The following is a 15,880-nucleotide window of genomic DNA, read 5'->3' as shown; positions in this document are numbered from 1 at the left end:
TATTCTACAGAGACATCGCAAGGCTACTATTGATTTAAGTAATGATTGATTTAGCTAACGGTGCGGATGTGGGCAATAACGAATAGGTAATGAAAAGTGAGAGTGCAGAGCATCAGGGGAAAATAAGAGAGTAAAAACGAAAACGGGCTAGCCTAAGCTAACCCGTTGAATTTTTTTGGCGGAGGAGTAGAGATTCGAACTCTAGAACACTTTCGCGTCGCCGGTTTTCAAGACCGGTGCCTTCAACCACTCGGCCACTCCTCCGCAATGACGCGCACTATAAACAGTACGCCGCACATTGTAAAGCAGCGTTGTGATCAACTGCTTAAAAAATAGATGATAAGCCGTTGAAAGCATAGAAAATCAACAATGGCGCTGTAAAACCGTCCGTTTAGCCTTATTTCCCACCGCCGCGCTGAATCCTTCGTCATCAAATGAACCTCAGACAATTTTATCTCGCTGTTGTCTGTCTATTTTTCGCCACGTCCTTTATCGTAAGACTCATTTGATACCCACATTTTTATTTGCGAGACAACGATGACCTACCGAGTAATTGCACTTGATCTTGATGGTACGCTACTGAATCAAAAGAAAAAAATCCTGCCAGAATCGCTTAGCGCACTCGCGTTGGCCCGTCAGCAAGGTATAAAAGTGATGATCGTCACCGGACGCCACCACTCGGCAATCCACCCTTTTTATCAGGGGTTGCAGTTGGATACGCCCGCCATCTGCTGTAACGGCACCTACGTTTATGATTACCAGCAGGGCCAAGCGTCGCACACCAATCCGCTCTCTGTCGAACAGGCAAAAAATGTCATCACGCTGCTAGAGGAATTTGATATTCATGGGCTGATGTATGCCGATGATGACATGTATTACCAGTATCCTACTGGGCACGTAGTCCGCACGCTGGCATGGGCGGCTAACCTGCCGGAACAGCAGCGTCCTCGTTTCGCTCAGGTGGAGAATCTGGTGCGTCAGACCGAAACATCCCACGCTATCTGGAAATTCGCAACCACGCACGCCGATGTTCCCACGCTGAACCATTTCGCCGCAGAAGTGGAAAAGCAGCTCGGACTGGCCTGCGAGTGGTCATGGCAGGATCAGGTTGATATCGCCCAAACCGGCAACAGCAAAGGCAAGCTGCTCCAGCAATGGCTAGGCGAACAGGGCATCAGCATGAAGGACGTCGTAGCATTCGGCGATAACTTTAACGATATCAGCATGCTAGAAGGCGTAGGCTTAGGCGTCGCGATGGGCAACAGCGCCGATGAAATCAAAGCGCGAGCCGATCTGGTGATTGGCAGCAATGAAGAACCCAGCATCGCCGATGTCATCCGTACCCGCATTCTGGCATAACCAACAGTAACGCAATCAGGCAAGCGAGAGCTGTCACTTTTCCTGATTGCGTTCGACTCGCATACAGACTTACAGCGCGCTGCCCAGTACCTGCCGCAGGTAAGCCCCCGCGCCCATTAACCCTGGCTGTTCATGGGTAATCAGGTACACAGGGATATCCTGCATATAGCCTTTGAACCGTCCTTTGTCTTCAAAAGCCGCCCGAAAACCAGAGGCTTTAAAAAACTCCAGAAAGCGCGGAACAATGCCGCCAGCAATATACACGCCGCCAAATGTACCTAAACTTAACGCCAGATTGCCACCAAAGCGTCCCATGATGACGCAGAAGAGCGACAGGGCGCGGCGACAATCCACATCCGTATTGTTGACGGCACGTTCGGTGATATCTTTCGGTTCCAGCGTCTCTGGCGTGCGGTCATCAGACAGCACCACAGCACGGTAAATATTCACCAGCCCCTGCCCAGAGAGTAAGCGCTCTGCGGAAACATGCCCGAGCGAGTGGCGCAATACCGCCAGAATGCTGTCCTCTTCATCGCTATTCGGCGCGAAATCCACATGCCCGCCCTCACCCGGCAGGCTAATCCATTGATTGGCTGCATGAACCAGATGGGCGACGCCTAATCCCGTGCCTGCACCATACACGGCAATCGGTTTACCTGGCACGGGCTCCCCGCCGCCAAATTGGAGTAAATCCGTGTTAGTCATCACCGGCACCGCCATGGAAACGGCGGTAAAATCGTTGATAACCTCAAAATGGCGCAGACCCAGACTCGCTTTCATTTCTGAAATCGAAAACGCCCAGGTGTGGTTCGTCATTGCCACCCAGTCACCGGTAATCGGGCAGGCAATCGCGATACAGGCATCCTGTACCGTGACCTGTCGCGAATCGAGATAATCTCGGATGGCCCCTTCCAAAGAAGGGAAATCCAGCCCGGAATAGGTTTCGGTTTGCGACAATTCGCCCGTTGTGGCATCACACAAGGCCAAACGTGTATTGGTGCCACCGACATCGCCCACTAAAACAAAGTGCGTCATTCTTCTTTTCCCCTCAAACAAAGCAGATACCCGATCATTGCGCGAAAACAGCCCGCTACGCTATGGCTATATAACTTTCTAGTGATAAGGATCTCATTTATGGCTAAAAGCTGCGGTTAAGCCAAAAGTAATCGATTACATTCAGAAAACACAAATTGTAATCGATTACTTTTAAGAGGGATGCCACATGGTTTCTTCATCTGAAAACACAGCAACCAAATCGTTACAACCGGCCTTCGTGGTTCCCAGACTGTCACTCATGATGTTCTTAGAGTTCTTCATCTGGGGTTCATGGTCAGTCACCCTGGGCCTGGTTATGACACAGTATAATTTGGCCGCCATGATTGGCGACGCCTTCTCTGCCGGACCAATCGCCTCAATCCTGTCGCCATTCGTACTGGGCATGGTGGTTGACCGCTTCTTCCCATCACAAAAAGTCATGGCGCTGCTGCACCTGATCGGCGCGGTCATCCTGTGGTTTGTGCCCGCAGCGTTAGTCAACGAAGACGGCTCACAGCTGCTGATCCTGCTGTTCGCCTACACGCTGTGCTTTATGCCAACGCTGGCATTAACCAACAACATCGCGTTCCATAACCTGACTAACAGTGAGAAGAGCTTCCCAGTTGTGCGGGTCTTCGGCACCATTGGTTGGATCGTTGCCGGTGTCTGCATCGGGACGGCGGGCATCTCCGCAAGCGTCAATATTTTCTACGTCGCTGCCGCCTGCTCTGCCATTCTGGCAGCTTACAGCCTGACGCTGCCGCATACTCCAGCCCCAGCAAAAGGCTTGCCGCTGGCAGTCCGCGATCTGTTCTGTGCTGATGCGTTCGCGCTGCTGAAGAAAGGCCACTTTCTGGTCTTTGCCATCTGCGCCATGCTGATCTCTATTCCACTGGGCACCTACTACGCTTACACCGCCTCCTTCCTGAGCAATGCGGGTATCAGCGATGTCAGCACCGCCATGTCGTTTGGTCAGATGTCCGAAATCGTCTTCATGCTGATCATTCCGCTGCTGTTTAGAAAGCTGGGCGTGAAATACATGCTATTCATCGGCATGCTGGCGTGGTTCGTACGCTATGCCCTCTTCGCGATGGGCGTGAATGAAGAAACACGCTGGCTGCTCTACATCGGGATCCTGCTGCACGGTGTCTGCTATGACTTCTTCTTCGTCATCGGCTTCATCTATACCGACCGCATCGCGGGAGAGAAAATCAAAGGTCAGGCACAAAGTCTGGTAGTCCTGTTCACCTACGGTATCGGCATGCTGCTGGGCTCACAGGTTTCCGGTGCCATTTATAACCGTCTCTTCGACAACGGTACGTTAAACGCGCCTGAAATCTGGGCGACCTTCTGGTGGATCCCAGCGGTTGCCGCAGCCATCATCGCCGTCATTTTCCTCTTCTCCTTCAAATATAAAGAAGAGCAGGCTTAATCATTTGAGACGGATTATTTAAGGAGAAAACGGGATGGGTCGCCTATGGCACCTCATCCCACTGCATTCTCCGCTATCGCAATCGTGCAACGGTATTCATGACCACACCCGTTGCCAAAGGAGGTAATAATGAAGACGTTAAAAGGACCGGGTATTTTTCTCGCCCAGTATATTGGCGATCAGGCTCCCTTTAACACGCTGGAAAATCTGGCGCAATGGGCGGCCGGATTAGGCTTTAAAGCGCTACAAATCCCCTGTAATCACCCGCACATTTTCGATCTGGCTACGGCCGCCGACAGCCAAACTTACTGTGATGATGTGAAAGGCCTACTGGCACTGCATGGGCTAACCATCAGCGAACTCTCAACCCATCTGGAAGGCCAGCTTGTTGCCGTCCACCCTGCGTATGACGATGCTTTTGACGATTTCGCACCATCGGCATACCGCCGCAATCCGCAGGCTCGCCAAGAGTGGGCTATCGCGGCAATCAAGCAGGCAGCAAAAGCCTCTTCACGCTTAGGACTAAACGCCCACGCTACGTTTTCTGGTGCGCTGGCCTGGCCCTATTTTTACCCCTGGCCACCGCGTAAAGAAGTCCTGATTCAGGAAGCCTTTAAAGAGCTTGGTCGCCTGTGGACGCCGATCCTCGACTATTTTGACGAGCACGGCGTGAATGTGTGCTACGAGCTGCATCCAGGAGAAGATTTACACGACGGCGTGACCTTTGAACGCTTCTTGGATGTCGTCAATCATCACCCGCGCGCCAACATTCTTTACGATCCTAGCCATATGCATTTGCAGCAGATGGACTACCTCGGCTTTATCGATCGCTACCATGCACGAATCAAAGCGTTCCATGTGAAAGATGCGGAATTTATCACATCGAGCAAAAGCGGCGTCTACGGCGGCTATCAGTCATGGGCTGAACGCGCCGGACGCTTCCGCTCACCGGGAGATGGCCAGATCGATTTTGGCGGCATCTTCAGCAAACTTGCCCAATACGATTACGACGGCTGGGCGGTGCTGGAGTGGGAATGCTGCCTGAAAGATAGCAACTGCGGTGCGAAAGAAGGAGCGGCGTTCATCAACCGCCACATTATTCCAGTCGCAGGACGCGCTTTTGACGATTTCGCCGCAACCAGCGACGATCGTCCGTTAGTCAGAAAAATGTTGGGATTAAACGAGGAGAGCGCAGAATGATTCGCGTTGGCATTATTGGTTCCGGTTTTATTGGCCCAGCACATATTGAAGCGATTCGTCGCCTTGGTTTCGTTGAGGTGGTGGCGCTGGCGGAAAATTCGCTCGATCTGGCGCAGCAAAAAGCGCGTCAGCTCAACATTCCCCATGCCTACGGCAGCGTCGCTGATTTATTGGCTCATCCCGGTATTGATGCGATCCATAACTGCACGCCGAACCATCTCCATGCGGCGATCAATAAGCAGATTATTCAGGCAGGCAAGCACGTCTTTTCAGAAAAGCCACTGTGTATGACCAGCGAAGAAGCGCGTGAACTGGTGGCGCTGGCGGAAGAAAAAGGCGTTGTCCACGGGGTCAGCTTTGTCTATCGCCAATTTGGCATGGTGCAGCAAGCTGCCAGCATGATTAAGCGTCAGGAGATCGGCCGCGTCTTTGCCGTACACGGTGGCTATCTGCAAGACTGGATGCTGCGTGACACCGACTACAACTGGCGTGTTGAACCGGAGTTCGGCGGCGTTTCCCGCGCGGTGGCTGACATCGGTTCGCACTGGTGCGACACGGTGCAGTTTATTTCTGGCCGAAAAATTGTCGAAGTCTTCGCCGATTTAGCCATCGTCCATCCGATCCGAAAATCCAATCGGAATGGCACTACCACGTTTTCGTCCTCTGATGCGCCGCCAGAGTACGATGACAAACCGGTCAAAACTGAAGACTACGCGACCGTTTTACTGCGCTTTGAGGATGGCAGCCGCGGATCCTTTACCGTTTCTCAGGTCAGCGCCGGCCGGAAAAATCGCCTGACGTTTGAAGTAAATGGCAGTGAACAATCGCTGGCATGGGATCAGGAAACCCCGCAACAACTGTGGATCGGCCATCGCGATAAACCGAATCAGGTGTTGTCGGACGATCCTAGACTGCTGAACCCAGAAGCCGCCGCCGCAGTCCACTTCCCCGGTGGGCATATCGAAGGCTGGCCAGATGCGTTCAAGAACATGATGGCGAACTTTTATACCTATCTGCGTGACGGCAAACAGCCGAGCGTCGATCCGTTCACCTTCGCCACCTTCTACGATGGTGCGAACATTATGTTCATTATTGACGCCATCGTACAAAGCCATCAGCAGCAAACGTGGGTAAAGGTCGCCAATTAAGGCATCAAACCGTTCATTCTCTCACGGTATTCATCCCGCAGGTGCGACGTCTGCGGGGTGCAGCCAGAGATATTTATGGTAATCTGCTCAGCCAAGCAATAAGTAGCGTGAGTGCCTTCTGAATTATGTCAATTCAAAAAATAGCACGGATAGCTGGAGTTTCGGTGGCCACCGTTTCACGAGTGCTGAACAACATTGATACCGTGAAGCCGCAAAACCGAGAACGAGTTCTCAATGCGATAAAAAGCAGTAATTATCAGCCAAATTTGCTGGCACGACAGCTACGTACCGCACGCAGCCAGATGTTATTAGTCATGGTTTCCAACATTGCCAACCCCTTCTGTGCCGATGTCGTAAAAGGCATTGAGGCAGAAGCGGAAGAAAACGGCTACCGTATTCTGCTATGCAATTCAGGCGCAGATATTGTTCGCGCCCACTCCAGCCTGCAACTGCTATCCGGTAAAATGGTCGATGGCGTGATCACCATGGATGCCATTTCGACGCTGTCTGCACTTCAGGACATGATTGGCACAGCGCCTTGGGTGCAGTGCGCCGAGCATGACGATACATCTGCCATTTCATCCGTTGGAATTGATAACGCAGAGGCATCCCGCTTTGTGATTAATCACTTTATTGGCAAAGGTCGCCGCCGTATCGCCATGATTAACCATGATATGAATTATCTCTACGCCCAGCAGCGAGAGAAAGGCTATCGCGACGTTATCGCAGAAAATGCGTTTGATTATGGCAAGGTCGAATACGCCAGCACCCTGAGCTACGCAGGCGGAAAAGCGGCAATGACCGCGCTGCTTAACGATCCAGAGCGACCAGATGCCGTCTTTGTGGTCTCCGATACGCTGGCCGCAGGCGCGCTGTCTGCAATCTGTGAGGCGGGGCTAAGTGCGCCGCAGGATATTGCAGTGATCGGTTTCGATGGCTCGGAGCTGGGTTACATCACTTCTCCTCAGCTCAGCACGATTCAACAGCCGTCCGCACATATCGGCAGAGAGGCCGTGAAGTTGTTATTACAACAAATCGACCAGCCGGACAGCGAAACAGAAAAGCGCCTACTGGAATGGACGTTTGTCGAACGGGCATCCAGCTAATCTGAATAGAATAAAACCAATCCTTTTTCATATCTGACAACCTGCGGTCCGCTGACCGCAGGTTGACGTAATACACCGACTTACTTCACCCTACTCAGCCTCTCATACAACGACTGACAGGCTGCGCGCTAAATGTCAGTGGAACAATACCTTTATCATCAGCCTATCTTTACGCCGTAATCGACACGCTCTTAATCTGCGCGTAGATCGTTTGCCCGGGATGAAGCACGAGATCGTCCCTAGCCCACGGTGTGATACGAGACCACAGCGTCTGCTGACCGACCGCAAGCTTCACTTCAACCTGTTCGTTGACATCAATGCACTCTACCACGCTGGCACGCAGCACATTACGGATGCTGCTTTTTTCCGGCGGCTGTAGCACCAGAGAAACATCGGCGGCATTCACGCGAATGCGCAATGCGGCGTCCTGAGGGAGTTCGACTTTTCCAACCCACACCTGCTGGTCGCCTAATGCCAGCGCCGTCATCGCGTAATGCGCATGCTGAGCCAACACACGCGTACTCAAAATAGTGCTCTGTTCGTCTTTCGGTAACCACGGGCGTAGCGCGCTGCTAGCCCACACTTCTTCCAGCAGACCCTGCGCTTTCACTTTGCCCTTATCGAGCACCACAACATGATCGGCTAACCGGACAATCTCTTCCAGACTGTGGCTGACATACAGGATCGGAATATTGACTTCTTTCGCCAGACGTTCCAAATACGGCAACAGCTCACGCTTTCTGGGTAAATCCAGCGACGCCAACGGTTCATCCATGAGCAGCAGTTCCGGTGCGGTCAGCAAGGCCCGACCAATCGCGACACGCTGTTTCTCTCCACCAGACAGCGTCCGTGGATAGCGATTCAGCAGCGGTTCGATACCCAGTAAGCTGACAATATCATCGAACTGCGATTCCATTGTTTCAGCCATACCGTAGCGTAGATTACCGCGCACGCGATAGTGCGGAAACAGCCGAGCATCCTGAAATACATAGCCGATTCGCCGCTTTTCAGGCGGAAGAAAAATACGCTGCTGTGTATCCACCAGCACATGATTATTGAGCACAATCCGCCCGCCATCTGGCCGGGTCAAGCCAACAACAGCGTTGATCAGCGAGGTTTTCCCTGCCCCAGATACGCCGAAAATAGCGGTAATACCGTTCGCAGGCAGTTCAGACTGAACGCGAAGTTCGAGGCTACCCAGTTGTTGATGAAAATCGAGTTGCAGCATTATCCCCCCAGCCGCTTGCGGCTCCAGTTTGTTAGCCATTCCGATGCTAACAGCGCAGCCAGCGACAAGACGATGGCAATGATACACAGCCTTGCTGCATCAGCCTCCGCGCCGGGTGTTTCAATCAAGGTATACATCGCCAGTGGAATGGTTCGGGTTTCGCCTGGAATGTTAGAAACAAACGTAATGGTCGCGCCAAACTCGCCAAGCGAACGGGCAAACGCCAATACGGTTCCAACAACAATCCCAGGAAAAGAGAGAGGTAATGTGATGGTGAAAAACACGCGCCAGGGCGAGGCACCCAATGTCCGAGCGGCCTGTTCCAGATGCTTATCGACAGCATCAAGCGAAAGACGGATCGCCCGAACCATCAGCGGAAACGCGACAATCGCCGACGCTAATGCGGCACCGCGCCAGCTAAAACTAAAGCTGAAGCCGAACCAGTCATAGAGCCAGGAACCGATTACGCCGCGTCTTCCCATCGCCACCAGCAGCAAATAGCCAATGACCACTGGCGGTAACACCAGTGGTAAATGGATAATGCTATCCAGCAGTGATTTACCGGGGAACCGACAGCGCACTAAAATCCACGCCATCAGTATCCCAAACGGCAAGCTGCACGCCACGGCCACAACGGAAACTTTGAGGCTCAGCTCAACCGCCTGCCATTCGTAATCACTCAGCATCATTAACGCGGCGCGAAGCCATAACGTTTAAATACGGCTGCTGCTTCCGGCGTTTTCAGGTAGTCATAAAAACCGGTAACCGCGGCGTTTTTATGCTCTTTTACTATCGCCATCGGGTATTCGACAGGCTTATGGCTCGTCGCTGGGAATGTACCAATGACCTTAACTTTGTCACTGGCAACCGCGTCAGAACCGTAAACGATGCCCAGCGGGGCTTCTTCACGTTCCACCAGCGCCATGGCTGCACGTACGTTGTTGGCGCGTGCCATCAGTGGAGAGAGTTCATCCCAGGCTTTCAGATTCTGTAAGGCTTCTTTGGCATAGATCCCAGCCGGTACGTGATCTGGGTCACCAACGGCCAGACGTCCGTCTTTCAGCAGGCTTTTCCAGTTGGTTTTATCGTCAATCTTAATCTCTTTCTGCGCACTCGCCTTCGGCGCAATCACCACCAGCTCATTGCCCAACAGCGTGTGACGCGTCGCGGTATCCATCAGGTTTTTATCCTGCGCGTAGTCCATCCACTGTTGGTCAGCGGAAATGAACAAATCGGCAGGCGCACCTTGTTCAATCTGGCGGGCCAGCGTTGAGGATGAGGCATAAGACGCGACGACAGCGACGTTTTTCTCTTTCTGATATTGCGTAGCGATTTCCTGCAACGCATTGGTCAGTGATGCCGCAGCGAACACCGTGACTTTATCTTCTGCTACAGCGGGCAACGCCATTCCTGCACTGAGGGTTAGTGCGGCAAACCATTTTAACCATTGCTGCTTCATTCTTGTCTCCTGACAATTATCGTTGTGTAAATGATGATATAACGAATAATGAAGCAGTGTCATGCGCTTTAAAGAGGTATGTATCGGGGGTAGAAAAGAAATGTCCGGCCAGAAGCCGGACATCAAAATAGGAAAGGATCGTGAATCAGTGCTGATTCTTTGCGCGCTGGCCGTCGGAATGACCGATGCGGGACAACACGTTAAACACTTCGCCCAGGCAATAAATTGCACCCATGATAACCACCATCATCACTGGAACCATGGCAACTGCAAACAGCAGGCTCTTCAACAACTCCAACATGCTTACCTCACTTATTGCAACGGTTACCGCTACTTTAGCCCGTCTATACCCGTCATACTTCAAGCTGCTTGTACGTTGGCGCCCTTACTTACCCCAGTCACTTACTTGTGTAAGCTCTTGGGAGTTCGCGCGATTGCCGCCTTCACGCAACCCGAATTATCTAGGGTACAATGCGCTATTTCACTGTAAGCCGAGATCGTCGTAATTGCCACGTAGTCTACCGCAGTAATAGAAAATAGTGCGTCTATTTGTGCGATTTGCCCCTGATGAAGAAAATAGCGACAATACAGAGAAGTAAACTCACCGATGGTGCCCTCACTATGCAGGCTGAAATTCTCCTCACCCTGAAACTCCAACAGCGTTTATTCGCCGACCCGCGGCGTATTGAATTGCTCAAGCAAATTCGGCATACAGGTTCAATCAGTCAGGGGGCCAAACTGGCGGGGATTAGCTATAAAAGCGCCTGGGATGCCATCAATGAGATGAACCAGCTAGCCGAACAGATCATCGTCGAGCGCATGACCGGCGGCAAAGGCGGTGGCGGTGCTCAGCTCACCCGCTATGGCGAACGTCTTCTCCAACTGTACGATTTGCTCGCGCAGATTCAGCAAAAAGCCTTCGATGTCTTGCAGGAAGACGGTCTACCGTTGGATAGCCTGCTGGCAGCTATCGCGCGTTTCTCGCTGCAAACCAGCGCCCGTAATCAGTTTTTTGGAACCGTGCTCGCACGCGGCGAAGAACAGGTGCAACAACATCTGGATATTTTACTCGCCGATGGTAAAACAACGATCAGCGCCCTGATTACGCAACAAAGCGCCGAGCGCCTGCAATTACAGAAAGGGAAAGAGGTGCTGGCACTGATTAAAGCACCGTGGATCGATGTGTACACTGCCACGTCCAACGCCCCCGCAGCCGATAACGTCTTATCAGGGCAAATTCAGGCCATTCAGCACGGTGTAGAAAACAGCGAAATTCTGATTACGCTGACTGGGGGAGAAATCCTGTGTGCCATGGTGCCGAATACCTTGCTTGAGCAGCAAAAACTGCAACAGGGAGCAAACGTGAAGGCCTGCTTTAATGCCGACCGAGTCATCATCGCCACGCTTTGTTAATGCCGCTTTAGCTTTAGCGTTATCGCCATCTGACGAAGGATAGAAGATGTCATTGTTAAAAATCACTCAAGGGCTGTTTCGTCTCAGCGACACCCGCATGCTACGTCTGGACGAATTGACGCTCAAAAAAAACCAGTGCTGGGCCTTTGTCGGGGCCAACGGAAGTGGTAAATCTGCACTGGCGCGGTCGCTATCCGGCGAACTGCCGCTATTGAGCGGTGAACGAACAACGGGGTTCCAACGCCCCGTTCGACTGTCATTTGAACAATTACAAAAACTGGTTTCCGACGAGTGGCAACGCAATAACACCGATCTGCTCAGCGAAGGTGAAGACGATACTGGCCGCACCACGGCAGAAGTGATTCAGGATAGCCTCAACGATCCCGCGCGTTGCCAACAGTTGGCTCACCAGTTTGGTATTGCGCATTTGCTGGAGCGGCGCTTCAAGTACCTCTCTACGGGGGAAACACGTAAAGCGATGCTGTGTCAGGCGCTGATGCCCCTGCCTGACCTGCTGATTCTCGATGAGCCTTTTGACGGATTGGATGTAGCTTCCCGCCAGCAACTTGCCGATGAGCTGAGGAAACTAGCAGGCACCGGTTATACGCTGGTGCTTATTCTGAACCGCTTTGACGACATCCCTGACTTTATCAACCATGTCGGTGTGCTGGCAGACTGTACGCTGACCCGCGTCGGCGTACGTGAAACGATCCTCTCTGAAGCGCTGGTGGCTCAACTCGCTTTTAGCGAAAAGCTGTCGGGGAGTTCGTTGCCAGAACCGGAAGATCCGCAGCGGTATATGACGCTGCCAGCTCACGAGGCGCGCATTTTACTGCGTAACGGCATGGTGCAGTACAACGATCGCCCTATTTTGCACGAGCTGACGTGGGAAGTGTTGCCCGGTCAGCATTGGCAGATTATCGGGCCAAATGGCGCGGGCAAATCGACGCTACTCAGCCTGATTACAGGCGATCATCCGCAAGGCTACAGTAACGACCTCACGCTGTTTGGCCGTAAACGCGGCAGCGGTGAAACCATTTGGGACATCAAGCGCCACATCGGTTACGTCAGCAGCAGCTTCCATCTGGATTACCGCGTCAGCACCAGCGTGCGCAACGTTATCCTGTCAGGCTTTTTTGACTCTATCGGGATTTATCAGGCCGTTTCCGACCGTCAGCGCCACCTGACAGAACAGTGGCTCACTCTACTCGGGCTCAATGGCGCTATCGCCGATACCCCGTTTCAGTCGCTCTCCTGGGGCCAGCAGCGTCTGACGCTGATTGCCCGCGCATTAGTCAAACACCCTGCCCTACTCATTCTTGATGAACCGCTACAGGGGCTTGATCCGCTCAATCGCCAACTGGTGCGTCGCTGGCTGGATATCTTGATTGGCGAGGGCGAAACGCAGCTACTCTTTGTTTCTCACCATGCAGAGGACGCGCCCGAATGCATCACGCATCGACTCACTTTCGTCCCGCAAAATGATATCTACGGCTACCAAATTGATGCGTTATGTAAATAACGCCTGAAAACAGGGATGATAACGCTACCACAAAATAAAATGTAGGGTAGAAAGTCAGGCTCATTTACACTGTAATCTATGCTTAACTAAGTTTATTTGTAAAAAAACCATCGATAACAGAGGCTAATTCTCGCTGTAGATCACCTTTTTCAGCATCTAGCCGTGTTATTTTGCAGTATTGCGATAATAGAGGTCATTATGAACGTTCTTGTTACAGGTGGTAGCGGTTACATAGGAAGCCATACTTGCGTACAATTGCTCGCTGCCGGGCACACACCCGTTATTCTCGATAACTTATGCAACAGCAAGGCTAGCGTCGTTAAAACCATTACACGTTTAACCGATAAGGCACCCGTTTTTTATCAGGGCGATATCCGTGATAACGCGCTGCTGGACGATATTTTCGCTACGCATTCCATTGATTCCGTCATCCACTTTGCCGGCTTGAAAGCCGTAGGCGAGTCAGTACGTGAACCGCTGAGCTACTATGACAATAACGTCTACGGTACGCTCGTCCTGGTAGAGGCGATGAAGAAAGCCGGCGTGAAAAACCTGATTTTTAGCTCCTCGGCCACCGTCTATGGCGATCAACCACACACCCCTTATCAGGAAAGTTTCCCCACAGGTCACCCTGCCAGCCCCTATGGCCGCAGCAAACTGATGGTCGAGCAAATCCTGCAAGATTTACAGCATGCTGAGCCGGAATGGAGTATTACGCTGTTACGGTATTTCAACCCAGTGGGTGCCCATCCATCGGGTGAAATGGGCGAAGATCCGCAAGGTGTGCCTAATAACCTGATGCCTTATATCGCTCAGGTTGCGGTAGGCCGTCGCGACTCACTGGCGATCTTCGGTAATGACTACCCTACCGCCGATGGCACTGGCGTACGAGATTACATCCACGTCGTCGATCTGGCTGACGGTCATATCGCCGCCATGAACACCCTGCAAAATCGTGCTGGCGTACATATTTACAACTTGGGCGCAGGCGTAGGCTACAGTGTATTACAGGTCGTCGAGGCTTTTAGTCAGGCCTGTGGTAAACCGCTGGCTTACCATTTTGCCCCGCGTCGTCAGGGCGATCTGCCTGCTTACTGGGCAGATGCCGAACGTGCAGCAAACGACCTTAACTGGCGAGTCACACGCTCACTACAAGAAATGGCACAGGACACCTGGCGCTGGCAGTCCAACCACCCCAATGGGTACGACGAAGCGTGACGGCGCGTTTTCACGCCGAGTGACGGATTAGGGGGAAAAGCCGATCTGCTGACCTTCCCCCAACATTGCAACCATCGGCCAACCCTCTCTATCTTCTCGGGCCTCTACAGGAGCAAGTCATGTTGAATGAAAGTCTTAGCACGCTGGCACCAGATGGTCAGCCGTTTCAGTTAACGACCTTGCAGAATCAGGCAGGTATGCGCGTGTGCCTGATGGACTGGGGTGCAACCTGGCTTTCCTGTGAGCTGCCGCTACCCGAGGGTGAGGTGCGAGAAGTCCTACTGGGCTGTGCATCACCCGAGCAGTATCCGTTACAAAGCGCTTATCTCGGCGCGTCGATTGGCCGCTATGCCAACCGCATAGCCAAAGCCACGTTCAGTCGAGAAACCGAAACGTTTCATCTGGTTCCAAACCAGAATGAACACCAGTTGCACGGTGGCCCAGAAGGCTTTCATGCCCGCCGCTGGCGAATCGTCAGTCAGGATGCAACGCAAGTGACTTACCACTTGCATTCACCGGATGGCGACCAAGGATATCCAGGCCACCTTAACGTACAGGTGACGTACACGCTGACCGAACATAATTCGCTGGAAATCTCGTATCAGGCGACCGTAGAGAAAGCCTGCCCCGTTTGTCTGACCAACCACGCGTATTTCAACCTTGATGGCGATTTGACTGACGTACGTAAGCACCAATTGCAACTGTTTGCCGACTATTATTTACCGGTCAATAGCGCGGGCATTCCCAACGCCGATCTGACACCAGTAAACGCTACCGGAATGGATTTCCGTCAGCCAAAAACGTTGGAAGAAGATTTCCTGCGCGACAGCGATCAAATGGCCGTCGGCGGCTACGATCACGCTTATTTATTGCATCGCACCTGCGGTTCCAGCGAAAGCCCTGCTGCCAATTTGTGGTCATCCGATGGCCGCGTGCTGATGAGCGTTTTCACCAGCGCCCCCGCCTTACAGCTCTACAGCGGCAACTTTCTGGCCGGAACACCCTCGCGTGACGGCGGTCAGTATGAAAACTATGCCGGTGTCGCACTGGAAAGCGAATTCCTGCCGGACAGCCCAAATCACCCAGACTGGCCGCAGCCCGACTGCTGGCTGAAACCGGGGAAGGTCTATCGCTCGGATACCACGTACCAGTTCCTCACCCAGTAACCGAACAGCAAAAGATAATTAACCCATTGATAACATTGGCAGATAGCTATCTGCCAATTTACAAAACTATGCTATTCCCTGCTTGCCGCGTTCCAACTCAGACGCTTACACTGCCATGACGTCCAAAAAGGAAACGCCATGTCCGCCTCATCACGGTCTCCATTATTCATTCATCATCTGCGCCATAAAGGCAGGTGGGGATGGCTATTGGCGCTGTGCTGGCTTTTCCTGAATGCACAACTGGCTATCGCAGGTCATCAATGCGATATGACACTCAGCCAGACCTCCCCCGCACTCCAGCATCAGGCACATCTGCAACAGGCTGACATTCAGCCGTTATCATCTCACGCTCAGCATACGGCTACAGCGTCTTACGCTGCCGACCAGCAAACGCCGCTGTGCGAGAAACACTGCGTGCCGGATAGTGTGAAGCAGGATAATGGCTCGCTGGCATTACTAGCGCTGCCAGTGAGCGGTGAGCTGGTCTTAGCGGATAACCCTGTCCACCTTACCCCAGCCTCTGATGTCTGGCTCTCCCCCCTGCGGTCGGCCCTCCGGCTGAAATCCGTTTCTGCCGATTTAGAGAATAACCCA

14 protein-coding genes, 1 tRNA gene and 1 pseudogene are annotated in these 15,880 nt (G+C 52.6%); 10 read left to right on the top strand and 6 right to left on the bottom strand.

Features of this window, described 5'->3' with window-relative positions:
- Nucleotides 1-176: 176 nt before the first annotated feature.
- Nucleotides 177-264: transfer RNA gene (locus EO763_RS07160), tRNA-Ser, on the bottom strand.
- A gap of 273 nt (nucleotides 265-537) precedes the next feature.
- Here EO763_RS07160 and EO763_RS07155 point away from each other — a divergent pair.
- Nucleotides 538-1,359 carry a pyridoxal phosphatase gene (locus EO763_RS07155; protein ID WP_161528509.1) on the top strand — a complete coding sequence of 274 codons (822 nt, stop codon included), beginning with the start codon at nucleotides 538-540 and terminating at the stop codon, nucleotides 1,357-1,359.
- Between the two features lie 69 nt (nucleotides 1,360-1,428).
- On the opposite strand, the gene glk is transcribed toward EO763_RS07155, so the two are convergent.
- Nucleotides 1,429-2,394: a glucokinase gene (gene glk, locus EO763_RS07150; RefSeq protein WP_161528508.1), complete on the bottom strand. Its 966-nt coding sequence runs from the start codon at nucleotides 2,392-2,394 to the stop codon at nucleotides 1,429-1,431.
- A gap of 238 nt (nucleotides 2,395-2,632) precedes the next feature.
- On the opposite strand from glk, the gene EO763_RS07145 reads away from it, so the two are divergent.
- The 4 genes from EO763_RS07145 to EO763_RS07130 all read left to right on the top strand — a co-directional run bounded on the left by EO763_RS07145 (nucleotide 2,633) and on the right by EO763_RS07130 (nucleotide 7,280).
- The gene (locus EO763_RS07145) at nucleotides 2,633-3,826 is read left to right on the top strand and encodes an MFS transporter (protein ID WP_244322086.1); all 1,194 of its coding nucleotides are present in this window, start codon (nucleotides 2,633-2,635) and stop codon (nucleotides 3,824-3,826) included.
- A 129-nt stretch (nucleotides 3,827-3,955) separates the two neighbouring features.
- On the top strand, nucleotides 3,956-5,026 hold the full coding sequence (locus EO763_RS07140; protein ID WP_161528506.1) for a sugar phosphate isomerase/epimerase family protein: 1,071 nt from the start codon (nucleotides 3,956-3,958) through the stop codon (nucleotides 5,024-5,026).
- The gene (locus EO763_RS07135; protein WP_161528505.1) at nucleotides 5,023-6,174 is read left to right on the top strand and encodes a Gfo/Idh/MocA family protein; all 1,152 of its coding nucleotides are present in this window, start codon (nucleotides 5,023-5,025) and stop codon (nucleotides 6,172-6,174) included. Before EO763_RS07140 ends, EO763_RS07135 begins: the two co-directional genes overlap by 4 nt.
- A gap of 125 nt (nucleotides 6,175-6,299) precedes the next feature.
- Complete coding sequence (locus tag EO763_RS07130; RefSeq protein WP_161528504.1) at nucleotides 6,300-7,280, top strand: LacI family DNA-binding transcriptional regulator; 981 nt, start codon at nucleotides 6,300-6,302, stop codon at nucleotides 7,278-7,280.
- A gap of 169 nt (nucleotides 7,281-7,449) precedes the next feature.
- Here the strand turns inward: EO763_RS07130 and modC are convergent, their stop codons facing one another.
- The 4 genes from modC to EO763_RS07110 all read right to left on the bottom strand — a co-directional run bounded on the left by modC (nucleotide 7,450) and on the right by EO763_RS07110 (nucleotide 10,268).
- Nucleotides 7,450-8,508: a molybdenum ABC transporter ATP-binding protein ModC gene (modC, locus tag EO763_RS07125; protein WP_161530357.1), complete on the bottom strand. Its 1,059-nt coding sequence runs from the start codon at nucleotides 8,506-8,508 to the stop codon at nucleotides 7,450-7,452.
- Nucleotides 8,508-9,197: a molybdate ABC transporter permease subunit gene (gene modB / locus EO763_RS07120; RefSeq protein WP_039473842.1), complete on the bottom strand. Its 690-nt coding sequence runs from the start codon at nucleotides 9,195-9,197 to the stop codon at nucleotides 8,508-8,510. Before modB ends, modC begins: the two co-directional genes overlap by 1 nt.
- Nucleotides 9,197-9,967 carry a molybdate ABC transporter substrate-binding protein gene (gene modA, locus EO763_RS07115; RefSeq protein WP_105879314.1) on the bottom strand — a complete coding sequence of 257 codons (771 nt, stop codon included), beginning with the start codon at nucleotides 9,965-9,967 and terminating at the stop codon, nucleotides 9,197-9,199. Before modA ends, modB begins: the two co-directional genes overlap by 1 nt.
- 145 nt (nucleotides 9,968-10,112) lie before the next feature.
- On the bottom strand, nucleotides 10,113-10,268 hold the full coding sequence (locus tag EO763_RS07110) for an AcrZ family multidrug efflux pump-associated protein (RefSeq protein WP_010285329.1): 156 nt from the start codon (nucleotides 10,266-10,268) through the stop codon (nucleotides 10,113-10,115).
- Nucleotides 10,269-10,588: 320 nt separating this feature from the next.
- On the opposite strand from EO763_RS07110, the gene modE reads away from it, so the two are divergent.
- The 5 genes and pseudogenes from modE (at nucleotide 10,589) to EO763_RS07085 (ending at nucleotide 15,876) form a co-directional block, all read left to right on the top strand.
- The gene (gene modE, locus EO763_RS07105; RefSeq protein WP_039488977.1) at nucleotides 10,589-11,380 is read left to right on the top strand and encodes a molybdenum-dependent transcriptional regulator; all 792 of its coding nucleotides are present in this window, start codon (nucleotides 10,589-10,591) and stop codon (nucleotides 11,378-11,380) included.
- Nucleotides 11,381-11,426: 46 nt separating this feature from the next.
- Nucleotides 11,427-12,902 carry a molybdate ABC transporter ATP-binding protein ModF gene (gene modF, locus EO763_RS07100; RefSeq protein WP_161528503.1) on the top strand — a complete coding sequence of 492 codons (1,476 nt, stop codon included), beginning with the start codon at nucleotides 11,427-11,429 and terminating at the stop codon, nucleotides 12,900-12,902.
- A 198-nt stretch (nucleotides 12,903-13,100) separates the two neighbouring features.
- On the top strand, nucleotides 13,101-14,120 hold the full coding sequence (gene galE, locus EO763_RS07095) for a UDP-glucose 4-epimerase GalE (protein ID WP_161528502.1): 1,020 nt from the start codon (nucleotides 13,101-13,103) through the stop codon (nucleotides 14,118-14,120).
- 119 nt (nucleotides 14,121-14,239) lie between these two features.
- On the top strand, nucleotides 14,240-15,286 hold the full coding sequence (gene galM / locus EO763_RS07090) for a galactose-1-epimerase (protein WP_161528501.1): 1,047 nt from the start codon (nucleotides 14,240-14,242) through the stop codon (nucleotides 15,284-15,286).
- A 138-nt stretch (nucleotides 15,287-15,424) separates the two neighbouring features.
- Nucleotides 15,425-15,876 (top strand): annotated as a pseudogene (locus EO763_RS07085) (hypothetical protein).
- Nucleotides 15,877-15,880: the final 4 nt, after the last annotated feature.

The organism is Pectobacterium odoriferum (genome assembly GCF_009931295.1).
Lineage (GTDB): Bacteria > Pseudomonadota > Gammaproteobacteria > Enterobacterales > Enterobacteriaceae > Pectobacterium > Pectobacterium odoriferum.
This window is presented reverse-complemented; position numbering and strand designations above follow the sequence as displayed.